Origin of the sequence: Mycobacterium sp. (assembly GCF_035603715.1) — a bacterium.
GTDB lineage: Bacteria > Actinomycetota > Actinomycetes > Mycobacteriales > Mycobacteriaceae > Mycobacterium.
Window position 1 is genome coordinate 1 of the sequence record NZ_DATNJW010000424.1, and the last position, 17174, is coordinate 17174.

General features: G+C 65.5%; 12 protein-coding genes. 4 read left to right on the forward strand and 8 right to left on the reverse strand.

Annotated features, from left to right (window positions below):
• Together VN856_RS17405 and VN856_RS17410 are read right to left on the reverse strand one after the other, a co-directional pair.
• On the reverse strand, positions 1-1095 hold a 1095-nt coding region (locus VN856_RS17405), incomplete at its 3' end, for a transglycosylase family protein (RefSeq protein WP_325691194.1).
• 126 nt (positions 1096-1221) lie between these two features.
• Positions 1222-2076 (reverse strand): TatD family hydrolase, encoded by an 855-nt coding sequence (locus VN856_RS17410; RefSeq protein WP_325691196.1) that lies wholly within the window; start codon positions 2074-2076, stop codon positions 1222-1224.
• A gap of 34 nt (positions 2077-2110) precedes the next feature.
• Between VN856_RS17410 and metG the strand changes: the two genes are divergently transcribed.
• Positions 2111-3655, forward strand: a complete 1545-nt coding sequence (gene metG, locus VN856_RS17415) for a methionine--tRNA ligase (RefSeq protein ID WP_325691197.1) — start codon at positions 2111-2113, stop codon at positions 3653-3655.
• Between the two features lie 91 nt (positions 3656-3746).
• On the opposite strand, the gene VN856_RS17420 is transcribed toward metG, so the two are convergent.
• Entirely contained in the window at positions 3747-5162 is a 1416-nt protein-coding gene (locus tag VN856_RS17420) for an MFS transporter (RefSeq protein WP_325691199.1), read from the reverse strand.
• A 279-nt stretch (positions 5163-5441) separates the two neighbouring features.
• Between VN856_RS17420 and VN856_RS17425 the strand changes: the two genes are divergently transcribed.
• A complete protein-coding gene (locus tag VN856_RS17425) occupies positions 5442-5933 on the forward strand; it encodes a cupin domain-containing protein (protein WP_325691201.1) in 492 nt (163 codons plus the stop codon).
• Here VN856_RS17425 and upp read toward each other — a convergent pair whose 3' ends face one another.
• From upp to VN856_RS17450, 5 genes are all read right to left on the reverse strand, one after another.
• A complete protein-coding gene (gene upp / locus VN856_RS17430; RefSeq protein WP_325691203.1) occupies positions 5934-6629 on the reverse strand; it encodes a uracil phosphoribosyltransferase in 696 nt (231 codons plus the stop codon). It lies immediately after the preceding gene.
• A gap of 10 nt (positions 6630-6639) precedes the next feature.
• On the reverse strand, positions 6640-7851 hold the full coding sequence (locus VN856_RS17435; RefSeq protein WP_325691205.1) for a questin oxidase family protein: 1212 nt from the start codon (positions 7849-7851) through the stop codon (positions 6640-6642).
• A gap of 101 nt (positions 7852-7952) precedes the next feature.
• Complete coding sequence (locus tag VN856_RS17440) at positions 7953-8678, reverse strand: HAD family hydrolase (RefSeq protein WP_325691207.1); 726 nt, start codon at positions 8676-8678, stop codon at positions 7953-7955.
• Complete coding sequence (locus tag VN856_RS17445; RefSeq protein WP_325691209.1) at positions 8675-9625, reverse strand: pseudouridine-5'-phosphate glycosidase; 951 nt, start codon at positions 9623-9625, stop codon at positions 8675-8677. Before VN856_RS17445 ends, VN856_RS17440 begins: the two co-directional genes overlap by 4 nt.
• A 32-nt stretch (positions 9626-9657) precedes the next feature.
• The gene (locus tag VN856_RS17450; RefSeq protein WP_325691210.1) at positions 9658-13602 is read right to left on the reverse strand and encodes an amino acid adenylation domain-containing protein; all 3945 of its coding nucleotides are present in this window, start codon (positions 13600-13602) and stop codon (positions 9658-9660) included.
• 248 nt (positions 13603-13850) lie between these two features.
• Here VN856_RS17450 and VN856_RS17455 point away from each other — a divergent pair, with 248 nt between their 5' ends.
• A complete protein-coding gene (locus tag VN856_RS17455) occupies positions 13851-15011 on the forward strand; it encodes a BTAD domain-containing putative transcriptional regulator (RefSeq protein ID WP_325691214.1) in 1161 nt (386 codons plus the stop codon).
• A 90-nt stretch (positions 15012-15101) separates the two neighbouring features.
• A complete protein-coding gene (locus VN856_RS17460) occupies positions 15102-17048 on the forward strand; it encodes a serine/threonine-protein kinase (RefSeq protein WP_325691212.1) in 1947 nt (648 codons plus the stop codon).
• Positions 17049-17174 lie beyond the last annotated feature (126 nt).

The window sequence follows — 17174 nt, forward strand, 5'->3', positions numbered from 1 at the left end:
CCAGGCGCCCCAGCCCTGACGGGCCTGCGTCACCTGGGCGACGGCGATCTGCTCTTCCCGCGAGGCCAGGTCGGCGCGCGGCGCGAACCGCAGGCCACCGTTGCGCTCCCAGGTGTTCTGGTCGAACTGCACACCGCCGTAGTAGCCGTTACCGGTGTTGATCGCCCAGTTTCCGCCGGCCTCGCAACGCGAGATCGCGTCCCAGACCTCGCCGTTGGCGATCGCAGGTAGTTCGGTGCCGGGCTTGGTGCCGACCCGCACGACCGCCTGGCGGGCGGGTGCGATGACGTGGCTGGCCACCGGCAGGCGACCGGTCTCGACGCCGTTGACCTTGGACACCGAGAAGGTCACATCCTGGGTGCCCGGGGTGCCCGGGTCCTCGACGATTTCCTTGCTGATGTTCATCTGCGGGTCCTCGATCCGGCGCCGGGGCGGAATCAGTGGCACTCGCGCGGTGATCTTTTCGATCCGGTTGCGGGTGACCTGGATGTGCATGCCATCGATCACCGGTGCCGCTGCGCCGGGGGTGACCTGGTCGCTTTGTTCCAACGGCGCGTTGACGCCGGCCAGCAGGTCGCCGACCCGGGCCGCGGCCAAGTGCACGGTGCGGACCACCCCGGCGTCGTCGAGCTCGACCGTCTTGGCGCTGACCACGGGCAGGGCCATTCCAGCCAGCGGAACACGGCTGCCACGTGACGCCGCGGCCGGTGCCGTGTCCGTCATCGACAGCTGCGCCAGGGCCTCGTCGACCGTGGAGGCCGTCGTCCACACCTGCTTGCTGTTCTGGCCGTCCAGCGAGATCTCCAGCGGCCGGCTGCGCCGCAGGACGATGTTGGCGGCACTGTGGACCCGCTCACCAGCGGCCGGGTACAGGTCGTCCCGCTCGCTGACGGTGAACCCGTTTTCCTTGATGATGTCGATCACCCGCGACTTCATGGTCGCCACGGTCATTGCGGTGCCATCGACGCTCAGCGTCACCGTCTTGTAGTCGGAGACCGCGAAGGCACCGGCGAACGCCAGGACCAGCAGAAAGCCCGCAACGAGAAGCCGCAGAGCCGGTGAGGGAGCCTGATGGAGTTTCGTTATTACATTCAACGCGCGTTTATCCCGACCTCAAAAACAACTGGTGTAACAAAGAAAAGGGGCCACTAAGGGCCCCCACCGTTCGATCACAAGACGGTAACGATATTCACTGCCTAAGGCAACTCGGAGCGGTCACCTTCACCGACTATTAACCCCCACCCCCGACCCGTATACCCCGCGGGCGTTGGCAGTGGTGATCTCGGCCAGCTCCTCCGCGGGCCGATCGATCAGCTCCGACAGCGCCCGCACCGTGTAGGGCAGGCAATACGGCTCGTTCGGGGCGCCCCGGTAGGGGTGCGGCGTCAGAAACGGCGCATCAGTCTCCACCAGCAGTTGAGTCGCGGGTACCAACGGGACGGCGTCGCGCAGCTCACGCGCGTTGCGAAAGCTGACCGTTCCAGACAGGCTGACCAGCCAGCCGGCGTCGACGCAGGCGCGCGCCAACGCCTCCCCCGACGAGAAGCAGTGGAAGATCACGGTGTCCGGCGCGCCCTCGGCACGCAGCACATCCAGCACCTCGTCGTCTGCCTCGCGGTTGTGAATCATCAGCGGTTTGCCGGTCCGCTTGGCCAGGTCGATATGCCACGCGAAGGCCTCCCGCTGCACGGCCGGGTCGGCGCAACCCTCGAGCTTGCCGGGCCAGTACAGATCCATGCCCGTCTCGCCGATCGCCACCACCCGCGGGTGGTCCGCCAGCCGCTCGATCTCGGCGCGGGCGGCGTCGGTCAGCGCGTCGGCGCGGGTGGGGTGCAGTGCCACCGCGGCGTAGACACGTGGATCCCACTCGGCGGCCTGGGTCGCCCAGCGCGCCGACGCCAGGTCGTCGGCGATGGTGACCACCGCGGTCACACCGACCGCCGCCGCGCGATCGACGATGGCGTGCACGTCGTCGGCATCCTTCGCACCGCAGGCGTCGAGGTGGGTGTGCGCGTCGATCAGCGGGCTCAACCGTTGCGGTGCCGGTGGCGGCGGACGTTTGGAGCTCACGCGCACACAATAAGGTGCCCGACAAATAGGGTGAGGGGTGATGAACCCGTACTACGTCACCACCGCGATCACATACCCCAACGGCGATCCACACGTCGGTCATGCCTACGAGTACATCGCCACCGACGCGATCGCCCGGTTCAAGCGGCTGGACGGCTTCGACGTCCGTTTTCTGACCGGCACCGACGAGCACGGCCTCAAGATGGTCGAAACCGCTGCGGCCGAAGGTATTCCGACCGCCGAGCTGGCCCGGCGCAACTCCGACATCTTCCAGCGCCTGCAACAGAAGCTGAACATCTCCTTCGACCGGTTCATCCGGACAACCGACGCCGACCACCATGAGGCGTCCAAGGACATCTGGCGGCGGATGGAGGCTGCCGGAGATATCTATCTGGACAGCTACTCCGGCTGGTACTCGGTGCGTGACGAACGGTTCTTCGTCGAGTCGGAAACCGCGGTCGTCGACGGGACCCGGATCGCCGTCGAAACCGGCACGCCGGTGACCTGGACCGAGGAGCAGACCTATTTCTTCCGGCTCTCGTCGTACGCCGAAAAGCTGCTGGCGCATTACGAGGCCAACCCGGATTTCATCGCACCCGAGGTGCGGCGCAACGAGGTGGTCAGTTTCGTCTCCGGCGGTCTGCGCGATCTGTCCATCTCGCGCACCTCGTTCGATTGGGGCGTGAAGGTCCCCGATCATCCCGACCACGTCATGTACGTCTGGGTCGACGCGCTGACCAACTACCTGACCGGGGTCGGCTACCCGGATACCGAATCCGAATTGTTCCAACGTTATTGGCCGGCTGATCTGCACATGATCGGCAAGGACATCATCCGATTCCACACCGTCTACTGGCCCGCGTTTCTGATGTCCGCCGGAATCGAGTTGCCGCGCAGGGTTTTCGCACACGGCTTTCTGTTGAACCGCGGCGAGAAGATGAGCAAGTCGGTGGGCAACATCGTCGACCCGAACACCCTGATCGACACGTTCGGGCTGGATCAGGTGCGGTATTTCCTGCTGCGCGAGGTCCCGTTCGGCCAGGACGGCAGCTACAGCGAAGACGCGATCATCACCCGGATCAACACCGACCTGGCCAACGAGCTCGGCAATCTGGCCCAACGGTCGCTGTCCATGGTGGCCAAGAATCTCGACGGGGTGGTCCCCACGCCCGGCGAGTTCACCGCCGAGGACACCGAGCTACTCACCATCGCCGACGGTCTGCTCGAGCGGGTTCGTGCCGAGTTCGACAGCCAGGCAATGCATCTGGCGCTGGAAACGATTTGGTTGATGCTCGGCGCGGCCAACAGGTACTTCTCCGCTCAGGAGCCCTGGGTGTTGCGGAAGAGTGAGGCTCAGGCGGACCAGGTTCGCTTCGCCACCGTGCTCTATGTCACCTGCGAAGTCGTGCGCATTGCGGCGCTGCTGATTCAGCCGGTGATGCCCGACTCGGCAGGCAAGCTGCTCGACCTGCTTGGTCAGTCGCAGGAGCAACGCAGCTTCGCCGCGATCGGTGAGCGGCTCGAGCCCGGCATTGCGCTACCGGCGCCCACCGGGGTGTTCCCGCGCTATCAAACAGAAAGTTGATCGTCGAAATCGACTCGGTGCCCACCGGGATCAAATCCCGGTGGGCACCGATCGACACTCCGGTCAGGACGATTCGCCTGCCATCTGGCGCTTACCGCGCCTGATCGGATTTGCGTGCGGTGGCGTACGCGCTGAACGCCGCGGTTACCACCGCGATGGCCGCCGCGAGCAGGAATGCGGTGAAGAAATTGTCGCCCGTGCCCAAAGCCAGCACGTAGAAGGACAAGCCCAGCACGCCGCCGACGTGGTGTCCGGTGGTCATCAGAGCCGAGCCCACTCCCTGGTTTTCGGGCTTCAGATCCGCGGTGCCGACCATCATGGACGCAAGGAACGCCATCCCGGAACCGATGCCGGCGACGATCAGTACGACCAGGTAGGCCACCAGATTGTGATCGAGGGTGGTGACCATCGCGAGCAGCACCAGGCCGACGGTGCCCACCAGCAGACCGATCAGCAGCGGCAGCCGGACCCCATACTTGTTGGCCAACCGGTTGGTGATCATGTTTCCGGCGGTCATCGCGAGGGCCAGCGGGAGCAGGGCAAGGCCCGTCGCAAGCGCGCTGTACCTCTGGTCGTTCTGCAGGTAAAGGGCGGACAGGAAGTAGATCGAGTTGAACGCCATCAAATACAGACCGGTGATGAAGACACCGAAGACCAGCGTGCGGTTGCGCAGCAGCCCCGCCGGGATAAGCGGTGCGGCGCCGACCTTTTCCCGCTGGACCCACAGCACCCCAGCCACCGCCGCCACGATGAAGGCACCCCAGGACTGGATCGACGACCAGCCGACGTCGGCCGCACGGGTGATGCCGAAGACGGCCGAGGCGACGGTGACGGTGGCCAGTAGCGCGTTGACCAGGTTCAGCGGGAGCCCGGACGAGCCCGTGGTGAACTTCGGCAACAGGCGGATCGCGCCGACACCGATGATGACCGCCAGCGGCATGTTCAGCGCGAAAATCCAGTGCCAGGAAAGGTAATTGCTGACGACGCCCGACACCACGACACCGAACGAAAGACCGACCGCCCCGGTTGTGCCCCAAACGGCCATGGCACGATTACGCAGCTTCCCGGCCGGGAAGCTCAGGCCGATCAGTCCGAGCGTGGACGGGTCCAGCAGGCCGGCGCCGATGCCCTGGATGGCACGCGAGACGACAAGCACGGTGAAATCGTTGGTGAAGAAACTGATCAGCGAGCCGCCGCCGAAAAACACCAGCGACACGATGAACACATTGCGGGCTCCGAAGATGTCGCCGGCTCGGCCGCCGAGCGTCAGGAAGCCGGCGAAGAACACGACGTAGGCCGCGACGACCCACTGCTGTTGCCCGTGCGCCAGGTTCATCTGATGACCGATACTGGGCAGCGCCACGAACACGCTGGTGTAGTCGAAGGCGACCGAGAATTGAGCGGCGGCAAGCAATGCCAGAACCCAACGCAGTCGGCGGGCGCGGTGGGGCGATTCGATGTCGCCCGGCGCCTCGGCCGGCCCGGTGAGTAGTTCATTTGTGGTCATTTCCGTGGCTCTCCTTGGGTGATGTGGGTCGGTGGTGCGCGCAATTTGCGTCGAAATCAGCATCAGCAGCGGACCTAGAAGGTTTCTCAAGACATCCTTGGGACGGCCGCGCCGGTCGCCTTCGCTCAGCGCAACGGCGTTCCCGAGTCCTGCAAACAAGGTGCGCAACAGGGTTCGGTACCGGGACGACCGCAAGCCGGCTTCGTCGCCGGCGACGAGAAACTGGAGAGGGCGCGGATTTCCGTGGTCTGACCGGTGGGCTGCGGCCATACTGAGGTCATGTCCCTCGTTGTGCCGCCCTACCCGCCGCAGCGCTACAGCAAAGACCAGCCCGAGGCCAGCGCCTGGCTCAAGCGGGCGGACGCGTCACCGGATTACGAGACCGGCGGGGTCAAGTATCACTACCTGGCCGATCACCGGTGCACCGACGGCGACTACGGCCTGTATCGGGTCGAGTTACCGGCGGCCGGTGGCGGCCCCGGCCCGCACTTTCACCGCACCATGTCCGAGGCCTTCTTCGTGCTCTCGGGGACCATGGGTCTCTACGACGGCCACGACTGGGTCGACGGGCACCAGGGCGATTTCCTCTACATTCCACCCGGCGGGATCCACGGCTTCCGCAACGTCTCCGATAAGCCAGCGTCTTTCCTGATCCTGTTCTCCCCCGCCGCGCCGCGCGAGGCCTACTTCGAAGGGATGAGCGCGTTGGCCGACATGACCAATGAGGAACGCGCGGAATGGTTTATCCGCCACGACAACATCTGGATCTGATCAGTCCGACTTGCCGTCTGTCCCGAAGTACCGGTCACCGAAGTCGCCGATGCCCGGGATCATGTAGGCGTTCTCGTTGAGACGCTCTTCGACCGACGACGTCACGATGGGTAGCTCTGGATGCTGGCCGCGCACCGCCGCGATCCCCTCGGGCGCCGCGATCAGGCTCACGAAGATGATGTTGCCTTCGGCGACTCCGCTGTCGAGCAGCACCTGAATGGCTTGCAGCGCGGTCCCGCCGGTGGCCAGCATCGGGTCGAGCAGCAGCACATGGCGCTCAGCGATGTCGTGGGGCAGATTCTTGTAGAACAGCTGCGGCAACTTCGTCACCTTGTCCCGCTGTATCAATATCTTGCCGATGCGGACCGACGGCCAGGCGCTGCGCAGCGCGCCTTCCATGCTGTCGCCCGCCCTGATGACAGAAACTCCGCACACCGGCGCCGGCAGACGCAGGCCCGCATAGGTTTCGCCTACCGGTGTTTGCACTTCCCAAGGCGCATAGGGCAATAGGTCGAGGGCGCACTCGATCAGCAACCGCATGATCCGGCCGGAGTAGAAGACCAAATCATCGCGGGTGGCGTCCCGGTCACGCACGATTGTGTGCAGCGCGCGCAGTTGTTTGGTCTGCGGCAAGACGTGCAGATTCGGGTCGCCGTGTTCACTGTCGGCTACCAGCCGCTTGGACGATACGGTCATGATAGTGCTCCTATTCAGCCGGAGGGGCGTCGAAATGCGATGGATAGTCAGGGGTTTCGGTGAAATAGTGCGCGGCAACCCGATAGATATCTTTGCCGCCGGTCCTGCGCCACAGCGCGCGAAGGACGTACACCAACTTCGGGTTGTGTTCTTCCTTCTCTTCAATCGCCCGGGCGACGAGGGCGTTCCAGTCGGGGTCGGCTGCGCCTGGCGCGTCAATCGTGTTGCAGTAGGCCGCGTGCAGGGTCTCGAGGGTCGTGAGGTCGGGCGGGTTTCCGTCGTGCAGCAGCAGCCCGAACATCCCGATCCAGAAGCAGCGCAGGATGTAGCGTTGCTGCTCGATCGGCAGCCATTCGGCGATTCTCTCCAGTGCGAACAGCGACGTGATCAGGTGCAGCAGCACGATGTCACCGGGCACGACGAGGTAGCTGAGCGTGACGATGTAGTACATCTGCTTCCAGCACGCGCCGATGTCGTGCTCGTCGATCCAAGCCGGAATCTCGTAGAACGAGGGGTGTCCGTCGGCGAGCAGCCTGGCGACCCTGAATTGCAATCCCGAACGGGCCAACTCGGGGTCGATGCCGTGCATGGCCCGGGCCGTGGTGTCGGTAATGACGTCGTTGATGTGCGCAACGAAGTCGTCGTATTCGCCGTTCCAGCCGCGGACGGTCGTCAGCAGGGAGTCGACGGCGCCCGCCCCGGAGCAGGATGCGTGGTGCGAGCGCTCGGGGTGGCAAGAGCGGTAGGAGTACGCCGAATACGCGAGGCCCTCGATGATCATCCATCGGCTGCCAGCGGCCAGCGCCCACCCGAGGTGGATGGTGCCGTGGGCGAATCCGCCGAGCCAGCCGTCCAGCAGCGGCGGCACGTAGGTGCGCAGCACTTCCTGCAGGCCGAGTTCGCGTTCCTTCTGATCGAAGAAGGCGCAGTAGGCCGTGAAATGCTTACGTGCTCCCCAGAATTCACGCCAATTGTCGTCAGTGATGGTGACGGTTGCCGGTCGCGGCGGCCGCAAGAGGTGACCATACGGGGTCTCCTCGGGGTACGTCGCGTAAAACTCCTCGATGCGCTGCGGTGACGCCCCCAGCCCGGCGAGGGCGATGACCGCATGCTTGGCGTGGTTGGTGAGGTGACCGTTGAACTCGATGTCGTAGCTGCGGTCGTCGAGCAGCCGGTCGACCAGTTGCACGGCCGAGGGACAAATCAGATTGTTCACGGTCATGTGCGGGTGCTCCTCATAAGTGGTCTCGCAGTTAAGACCAGCATCGCCGCGCCCTCTTGGCGGTTTCTAAACACATCCTTGGCGGCACCGCGGCTACTGCGCTACGGCCCGAACGCTCCCACTGGGCCGTGCTGTGAGTCACAACGCTGCGTTTGCTGAGCTGTGTCGGCGAGCTCTTTCAGGCATGCGACGACGTCGTCGAACGTGTCCGCTACGGTGACGGGCTCGAGCGCCCACAGGTCCGCCGCGGCGTGCACGCCGTAGGAGACCGCGATCGCCCGGGCGCCGGCCGCGTTCGCCATCGTCAAGTCGTGCGTGGTGTCCCCCACGACGATTGTGGAATTGGCTGTGACGCAGAGCTTTTCGATGATGCGGAGTACCATTTCCGGCTCCGGCTTGGGACGGGAGACCTCATCCGCGCCGAGCACCACGGTGAACTCGTCCCAGATGCCGGCGGCCCGTAGCAGCGCTTCGGCGCTGGCGTGGAATTTGCTTGTCGCGACGGTCAAGGTCATGCCGCTGGCCCGCAGCGCGGCCAGCCCGTCGACGACCCCGGGGAAGATCAGCTCCCGACCGCGCGGCAGCACAATCTCGCGGAAGAAGGTCTGGTAGAGCCCGACGGCCTCGGCCACGCGGGCGTCGTCATCGCCGAGCCCGAGCAGCGAGCCAAACGCCCGCGGCAGCGGCAGGCCGATGGTGGCGCGGGTGGCCGCCGCGTCGGGCGGCGTTTCGCCCATGGCGGCGAAGACCGCCGCGAAGGTCTGCACGATCGCGCTTGGTGTATCGATGAGAGTTCCGTCCAGGTCGAATGCGATGGTCAGGGTCATGCGAAGCTCCTGTTGTCGGTTGCGTTGTGGCTGTGGGCATACGCGGCGGCGAGTCTGCCGCCGAGCTCCGCGGTGCTGACGAGTACCGCGGTGTTGGCCTGCGCCGAACGACCTTCGGTCGCCTTGTCGACGGCGCGCATCAGATGCTTGGTGATCGCGCCGGCCCGCACACCGTCGCGCTCCGCGGTGACCATCGCCGCCGCGATGGCGCCTTCGATCTCGGCGGCGTCGATGGCCTCCTCGGCGGGAATCGGCTGCGTGATCAGCACTCCGCCCGGCGCGCCGAGCGCCCAGTGCAGGTCGGCGGTGCGAGCGATCGCGGCCGGGTCGTCGAGTCGCTGCGGGCTGGGAAGGCCGCTCGAGCGGACGTAGAAGGCGGGGAAATCATCTGAGCGGTAGGAGATTACCGGCACGCAATGCGTCTCGAGGAACTCGAGGGTCAGGCGCAGATCCAGAATGCTCTTCGCCCCGGCGCACACGACGGCCACCCGCGAGCGGGTGAGCTGCACCAGGTCGGAGGAGATGTCCATGGTGGTCTCGGCCCCGCGGTGCACGCCGCCGACGCCGGCCGAAGCGAAGAAGGTGACGCCGGCCAACTCCGCCGCGACAAGCGATGACGCGACCGTGGTGGCACCGGACTTGCCGGTGGCGAGAAGGGCGGCCATGTCCCGGCTGCTCACCTTCGGGATCCCCGCGGTCGTCCCGAAACTCTCGATCTCCGCGTCGGTCATGCCGATCTTGATCTGGCCGTCGATGATGCCGATGGTCGCCGGCACCGAACCGCCTGTGCGGACCGCCCGTTGCACGGCGTGTGCCGTGGCGACGTTGTGCGGGTAGTCCAGGCCGTGGGTGATGACGTTGGATTCCAGCGCCACCACCGGCTGGCCAGCGGCAAGGGCGTCGGCGACCTCGTCGCTGTAAGCGAGGGGAATGCTTTTGTGCTGCATTAGAACTCCTTGCTGTTCGTCGGGGAGTCGGGCTAGCTCGCTGGCCAGAGCGGGATGCCCGTCGCGTCGGTGTGGTTGTCGTCGCGGGCGGCCTTGAGGACGGGAACGTGGCTGACCCGCACGTGCGACGTCTGCGTGCGGCGCTGCCCGCCGAGCGGGATCGGAAAGTGCCTGACGTTCGTCTGGTGCAGATCCTCGGCGGGCACCCGCAGGCGGGCCTGGATCGCCTCGGCGAGTTCGTCGATACCGGCGGCCCGCAGCAGACTGTAGTGGTCCGCGGCTAGGCGCACGACGGTCCGCGGACTGCTCGACACACCGTCGAGGTTCTCCAACGGGGATACCTCGTCGCCCTGCGCGGTGAAGACCGTGATTGGCGCCGAGATCCGTCGCTGGTCGAGCGTGACCGGGAAGTGGAATGTCTCGCGTACCACTCCGGTGATGCGCCGGACCAAGTCGCCGTCGAGGTGATCGAAGTGCTCGGCGATGAAGGCGACGAACGCGTCCTCGTCGGTCGCGGCGTCCAGGCATGCGCTCAGCGCGGGGTGAGCGAGGCTGCCGGCGAACACCGAGAACAGCACGGCGACGAAAAGCCGGTCGTCGAAGCTGGATTCGGCATCGGCGGCAACGCGGCCCGGAAATGGCAGCGATGGCATGCCGGGGGCCATCAGGAACACGTGCTCCACCTCGTCCCCGAGCTGCTCGAGCTGATATGCCACCTCGAACGCCAGACGGGCGCCAAAGGAGTAGCCCCACAACGTGTATGGCCCTTCCGGCTGGTGCTTCTTGATCATCTCGACGTCAAGTGCGGCCATCTCCGCCAGCGACGGGCAGATGGTCTCGCCGGCGTTGATGCCCGAGGCCTGGATGCCGAACACCGGGCGGTCGGCGGGCGCGTTGGCCGCCAGCAGCCGCAGGTTCATCGGGTAACCCCCGAGTCCCGGCCAGCAGTAGACCGGGGCCCCTTCGCCGTCTCCCCGCAGCGGCACCAGCCGCGAGCAGCCGGCGCCGCCGTCACGGTCGACTCGGGCCGCGAGCTCGCTGATGGTCGGCGCCTCGAACAGCACCTGCAGCGGCAGTGCGGTCCCCAGCTGCCGGTTGATCTTGTTGATCAGCACGACCGCGGAAAGGGAGTTGCCGCCGGCCGCGAAGAAGTCGTCCCGGATGGAGACGTCGTCGCGGTGCATCGTTGCGCGCCACAGCCGGGCGATCACTTTCTCGGTCTCCGTGCGCGGCTCCTCGATCGGGCCGGTGCAGAGCTTGGTCATCGACTCGTCCAGCGCCTGCAGGGCCTTGACGTCCACCTTCCCGTTGGCGGTGAGTGGCATGGTGTCGATGACGGTGACCCGGTTGGGAACCATGTAGTGCGGGAGCCGCTGGGCCAGGTCGTCGCGGATCAACTCCGCCGGGCCCTTCATGTGCACGGCGTCTTCGGCCATGCCTTCGCTGCTCCACTGCGTGGCGCTGACCCGCCCGCCGACCACGAAGTAGAAGGCGGACCCGTCGCCGGCGCCGAAAATATCAGCGACGCGCCGGGCGGACGGCAGGTCGTTTCCGGATTCTGAGCTGTAACCAGACGACATGAATCCGAGTCCAAGGTCATTCATCTGCAGCTGCTGCAGCTTGCGGCCCAGGTCGACGTAGCGCGTCCACACGCTGGGGCTGTGGCTGAGCATGGTGATCCCGAAGGCCGCCCGCTCGTACGTCTGCTGGTTGATGGCGATCACGTGGCGCTTCTGCACCAGCTCGCCGCTTACCCGCTCCAGGGAACCGGCGCTGTACCGCCACTGACCAGCGGGTAGGTCGGAGATCCTGCCCTCGTGCGCCTGGACGTAGACCTCGACCGGGTCCGCCGCATCAGGGCCGGCCATCGGAACAATGTCGCAGCTACCGAGGCGGAAGTCGTCGGGGGCACCCAGGTTCGCGGGCGCCGACTCCGAGTCGAAGCCGCCGACCGCGAGCCCGAAGGCCGGCAGCACGGCATCGAACAAGCCGAGCATGTGGCCGACCTCGATCTGCAGCACCTCTTGAATGTTGTTGCGGTACACCGGTTCGATGGCGTTGCGGCGGCCGACGAAGTGCAGGCGCAGGCAGGCGCCGTCCGTGGCAGCCGGTGCGACCAGCGCCAGCTGGTGCTGGATCGGGTGGTAGTAGTAGATCCCGGACGCGAGGCCGGCGATCCCCGAGATCTCTAGGTAGAGCTGCGTCGCGTACAGCGCGCCCGGTGAGGCGTAGCCGTATTTGGGCAGCAGACGCTCATCGCTGTGGAACTGCCCGAAGTAGCGGAGGATCCCGCCCAGCTCGTCGAGCGTCAGCGAGTCGATGCTGCGTGCATCGGAGATCGGGGGCTGCTTGTCGAGCAGCTTGAGGAGGTCGGCCTGGGTGACGTCTCCACCCTCGAAGAAGCGGTACGTCTTGCGGCCGAAGACGATTCGGCGCTGCTCGGCGGTCGGGATGCGGCCCGGCAGATCAATTCGACGGCAGTCCGCGAGCGTAGCGTCCTGGCAGCAGCCGGCGTTGGACAGCTGAGCCTTCACCTGCAGCTTGGACGACTTGGACTGATGGTGTACGCCGTGATTGCCTTGGTCCATCACCGCCGCTTCCTTCGCGTCGACCTCAGTGAACACTACGAGGTTCGCGCCCGTGCGCGGGTCGTCTCGGACGATCACTTCTGCCCGCTTGACCCACTCGTGCAGTTCGACGGCGGCCCGGACCTCATCCAGCTCGACCCGGTATCCGCGCAGCTTCACCTGGTTGTCCCGGCGGCCCACGAACTCTACGGTGCCGTCGGCATTCCAGCGGGCCAGGTCGCCCGTGCGGTAGAGGCGGTCCTGGCCGGCCTCACTTGCTAGGGGATTGCGGACGAACCGCTCGGCGGTCAGGTCCGGCCGCTGCACGTAGCCGCGCGCCACCTGCACGCCGCCGATGTGCAACTCGCCGGCCTCGCCGACCGCCGTCGGCGCTCCCTTGTCGTCGAAGATGTAAAAGGTCACGCCGTGCGCCGGCGCGCCGATCGGGATAGACGGGGCACCGGCCAGCGTGGAATCACGTTCCACGACAAAGGAAGACGCGTTGATCGTGCACTCGCTGGGGCCATAAAGGTTGATCAGGGCGCAGCCTGGCAGCGTGTCCAGCAGCTGCGCTGCCAACTTCTTCGGCAGCACCTCTCCGCCGCTGAAGATCCGGGTAAGCGAGGTGCACCGGCGCAGTTCCTCGGTGTCAACGAGCGCCTGCAACAGGGTTGGCACGCCCTGCAGCACCGTCACGTCGTGGTTGACGATCAGGTCAAGCAACTGTTCGGGGTCGCGGTAGGCGCCCGGTCCGCTCATCACCACGCGGCTGCCGCACGCCGGCGCGAGGATCTCCCACTGCGCCGCGTCGAAGCTCAGGGGCGTCTTCTGCAAGATCGTGGTCCGCTCGTCCAGGCCGTGCGTGCTCGCGAGCCATTGGAGCTGGTTGACGATGCTGCGGTGCTCGATCATGACGCCTTTCGGCTTGCCCGTGCTGCCGGAGGTGTAGATCAGGTAGGCCACGTTGTCTGGGCTCGCCTTGTCGCTGAGATCCGCGCCACGGTAATCACGCGCGTCGGCCAGATCGGCGATGATGGTTTCCGCCGGCGCCAGCGTTGTCAGCCGTGCCCGCAGAGCCTGGTCTGCAAGCACAACTTTGGTGCCGGAATCGGCGATCATGTGCCGCAGCCGCTCGTCCGGGTACTCCGGCGACAGCGGTAGGTAGGCGGCGCCGGCAAACAGCACGCCCCACACCCCGACCATGAGGTCGATGGACGGGTCCATGAAGATACCGATGCAGTCGTCGGCCTCCGCGCCAAGCGATTGAAGGTGGACCGCAAGCTGCTCGCTCTTGTCGGCGAGTTGGGCGAAGGTCAGCTGCTGGTCGTTGTGTGAGACGGCGATCGACTCGGCGTGTAACAGAGACTGGCTCCGGAGCAGGCCCGGCAAGGTCAAACCGTGAGTGAACATTGGGATCTCCCTGTGCTGATGTGGGTCGGTGGTCTGCGCTGTTTGCGTTGACACCACAATCGGCAGCGGGTCTTTGGGGAATCTCAATAAATCCTTGACGAGACGTCAGACGGCCAGACCGTGGGCAGCCGCGGCGGCCGCAGGTTGGCGGACTCGGGACGATTGCGCCACGTCAATCCGCAAACTTCGTAACAATGACAACTGACCGATTGGCGACACCTGACGCCACAGGAGGACTGGTGAGCGCGATGGTGGGCGAACGTCTCGGATTGGGTCTGCTCGGACCGCTGGAGATGAGTATCGACGGCGCCCTAGTACCGTTAGGCACCCCTAAACAACGGGGAGTGTTGGCGATGCTGGTCATCAACCGCAATAGACCGGTAGGCGCCGAGTCACTTATCACAGGCATCTGGGACGGTGACCCCCCCTCAGGAGCAAAGGCCAGCCTCTACTCCTACGTGTCCAATCTCCGCCAGCTGCTCGGCGGCGCCGGGCTCGACCCACGGACGGCGTTGGCAGCGGCCCCGCCGGGATATCGACTGAACATCCCCGACAGCGCTTGCGATCTCGGGCGGTTCAGCGCTGAGAAGGCCGCCGGCGTGCGCGCGGCGGCTGCGGGACGGTTCGATGACGCCAGCCGGAATCTATCTGCTGCATTAGCAGAATGGCGTGGCCCGGTACTCGAGGACTTGCGCGACTTTCAGTTTGTCGACTCTTTTGCCGCCGCCCTCGTGGAGGAAAAGATTCTCGCTCATACCGCGATGGCTGAAGCCGAAATAGCTTGCGGGCGGCCCTCCGCCGTGATCACCGAACTAGAAGCACTGACTGCCGAACACACTTACCGTGAGCCGCTGTGGGCTCAGCTGATCACCGCCTACTACCTGGCCGATCGCCAGTCCGACGCGTTGGCCGCCTATCGCCGGCTCAGAACAACGCTCGCCGAAGAGCTCGGAATCGAACCTGTCCAGACGCTGACCGACCTGAATGAAAGGATCCTGCGCCAGGAACCGCTAGACGTGAAGAAGGCTGCCAAATCCGCTGCCGCCGGTACTGTCACCGTGCTTGATCAGCGCACTAAGGCCTCCGGTCAGATGTCGTTTGGCTGTCTGCTCAGCGCCTCAGGTCGCAGCTACCCGCTGCAAGCAACGGCGACCCAGATCGGACGTCTCGACGACAACGACATCATCCTCGAAGGCGACAACGTCAGCCGTCATCACGCCGTCATCGTGGACACCGGAACCAGCTACATCATCAAAGATCTTCAGTCATCGAATGGGGTGCACGTACAGCATCAGCGGATCCGTGCGGCCGCCACGCTGCAGGACGGCCACCACATCCGTATTTGCGACCATGAGTTCACGTTTCAGATCAACGACAACGCCGAGAGCGCGGACGAGGCCGGCGGATGAGCCGTGCGGCCCATTAGAGCGCTCGTATAGGTCTGCGATCTGGCGGTTCTCTTCCTGGCAGCAGACCGGCTCGGTGCGTATGGTGAGCCGGTGGAGGGCACGCCGTTCGGGCGTTATCGCCTTATCAAGACGTTGGGCCAAGGCGGCATGGGCGTGGTGTGGCGAGCCTACGACCCGATATGCGATCGGGATGTAGCCCTCAAGGTGCTCCCGACGAATCTCGCCGATGATCAGGTGTTCCAACAGCGATTTCGGCAGGAGGCCCGCTCCGCTGCTGGGCTTAACGAACCTCATGTTGTGCCGATCTACGATTTCGGCGAGGTCGAGGACCGCCTGTTCGTAACAATGCAGCTAATCGACGGCCAGAGCCTCGAAACGCTCCTCGCCGACGGGCCGCTTGAGCCCGCCCGGGCCGTCTTCATCATCGAGCAGATCGCCCTCGCGCTGGATGCCGCGCACCGGGTCAAACTGGTGCACCGCGACGTCAAACCGTCGAACATTCTGGTCGCCGAAAACGACTTCGCTTACCTCATCGACTTCGGCATCGCCCGCAGCATTGGGAAACCAGGGTTGACCAGCACCGGCGCAACCATCGGGACCTGGGCCTACATGGCTCCCGAGCGCTTCCGGGTCACCACCCCTGCTGCCAGCTCCGACACCTACGCGTTGGCTTGCGTCCTGCACCAATCGGTGACGGGGCAGCTGCCATTCGCCGCCGATTCGCTGGAACAGATCGTCCTTGCCCACATGCAAGAGCCACCGCCCAAAGCGTCATTGCTGCGTCCCGCAATTCCCGCCGCACTGGACGATGTCATCGCCACCGGCATGGCTAAATCGCCTGACCAGCGTTATAAAACCGTCAGGGAGTTCGCGAGCGCGGCACGTGTAGCCGTCACTCCCGGGGTGCCCCCGCCCGAAGATGCTCACGATGGCGGGACGAAGCCGCACACCGACGCCAATAAGACACGAAATGAGACGGGCGCAGACGCCGCAGCATTGTTCGATCCGCTCGATAACCCGGCATCCGAGGAGCTCGAGCCCAGCCCAGACCGAAAGCGTTCGAGGTTGGTGCGGCAACTGACGGTCGCGGGCGTGCTCGCGGTGATAGCTGCCGTCGTTTTGGCAGCGTTTCTATTTGCTGGTCGGGGCCCGACTTCCCCGGTCATCGCGACCGTCGCCGTCGGCAAGTACCCGGAAGGGGTCGCGGTGGACCCGGGTATCCGCACCGTCTACGTCGCGAATCGCGGCGATGGCACAGTGTCGGTGATAGACGGGTCAACACGCACCGTCACCGCCACCGTACCCGTCGGGTTCAACCCCGAGGGTGCGGCGGTGAACCCGGGCACCCACGCCGTCTACGTCCCCAACAATGGCGACGGCACAGTATCGGTGATCGACGGCTCAACACGCACCGTCACCACCACCGTGCCCGTCGGCAAGTACCCGGTCGGGGTGGCGGTCGACCCGGGCACCCACAGCATCTACGTCTCCAACAACGGCGACGGCACAGTATCGGTGATCGACGGCTCAACACGCACCGTCACCGCCACGGTGCCCGTCGGCAGACATCCGGTCGGGGCGGCGGCGGATCCGACGACCCACACCATCTACGTCGCCAACCGGGGCGAGGGCACGGTGTCGATAATCGACGGCTCAACACACGCCGTCGCCGCGACCGTGCCCGTCGGCGAGGGCCCGTCTGGGGTGGCGGTGGACCCCGGCAGCCATACCGTCTACGCGGCCAACTCCGGCGAGGGCACAGTGTCGGTGATCGACGGCTCAACACGCACCGTCATCGCCACGGTGCGTGTCGGCAAGGGCCCAGAGGCGGTGGCGGTGGACCCGGGCAACCACACCGTCTACGTGCCCAACTCTGGCGACGGCACAGTGTCGGTGATCGACGGCTCAACACGCACCGTCACCACCGCCGTGCCCGTCGGCAAGGACCCGTCCAGACTGGCGGTGGACCCGGGCAGCCACACCATCTACGTCGCCAACTATGCCGATGGCACGGTGTCAGTGATCGAACACCAATAGCCGTTTCGTTGCCGACTGAGTTCAGCTGTCGGCCAATCGAACCCGCACGGTCACCCGCCCCTTCTCGTCGCGGTGGGCGACCGCATGCCCAGCACGCTCGACCCCGACGAGCGTCAACGACATCGG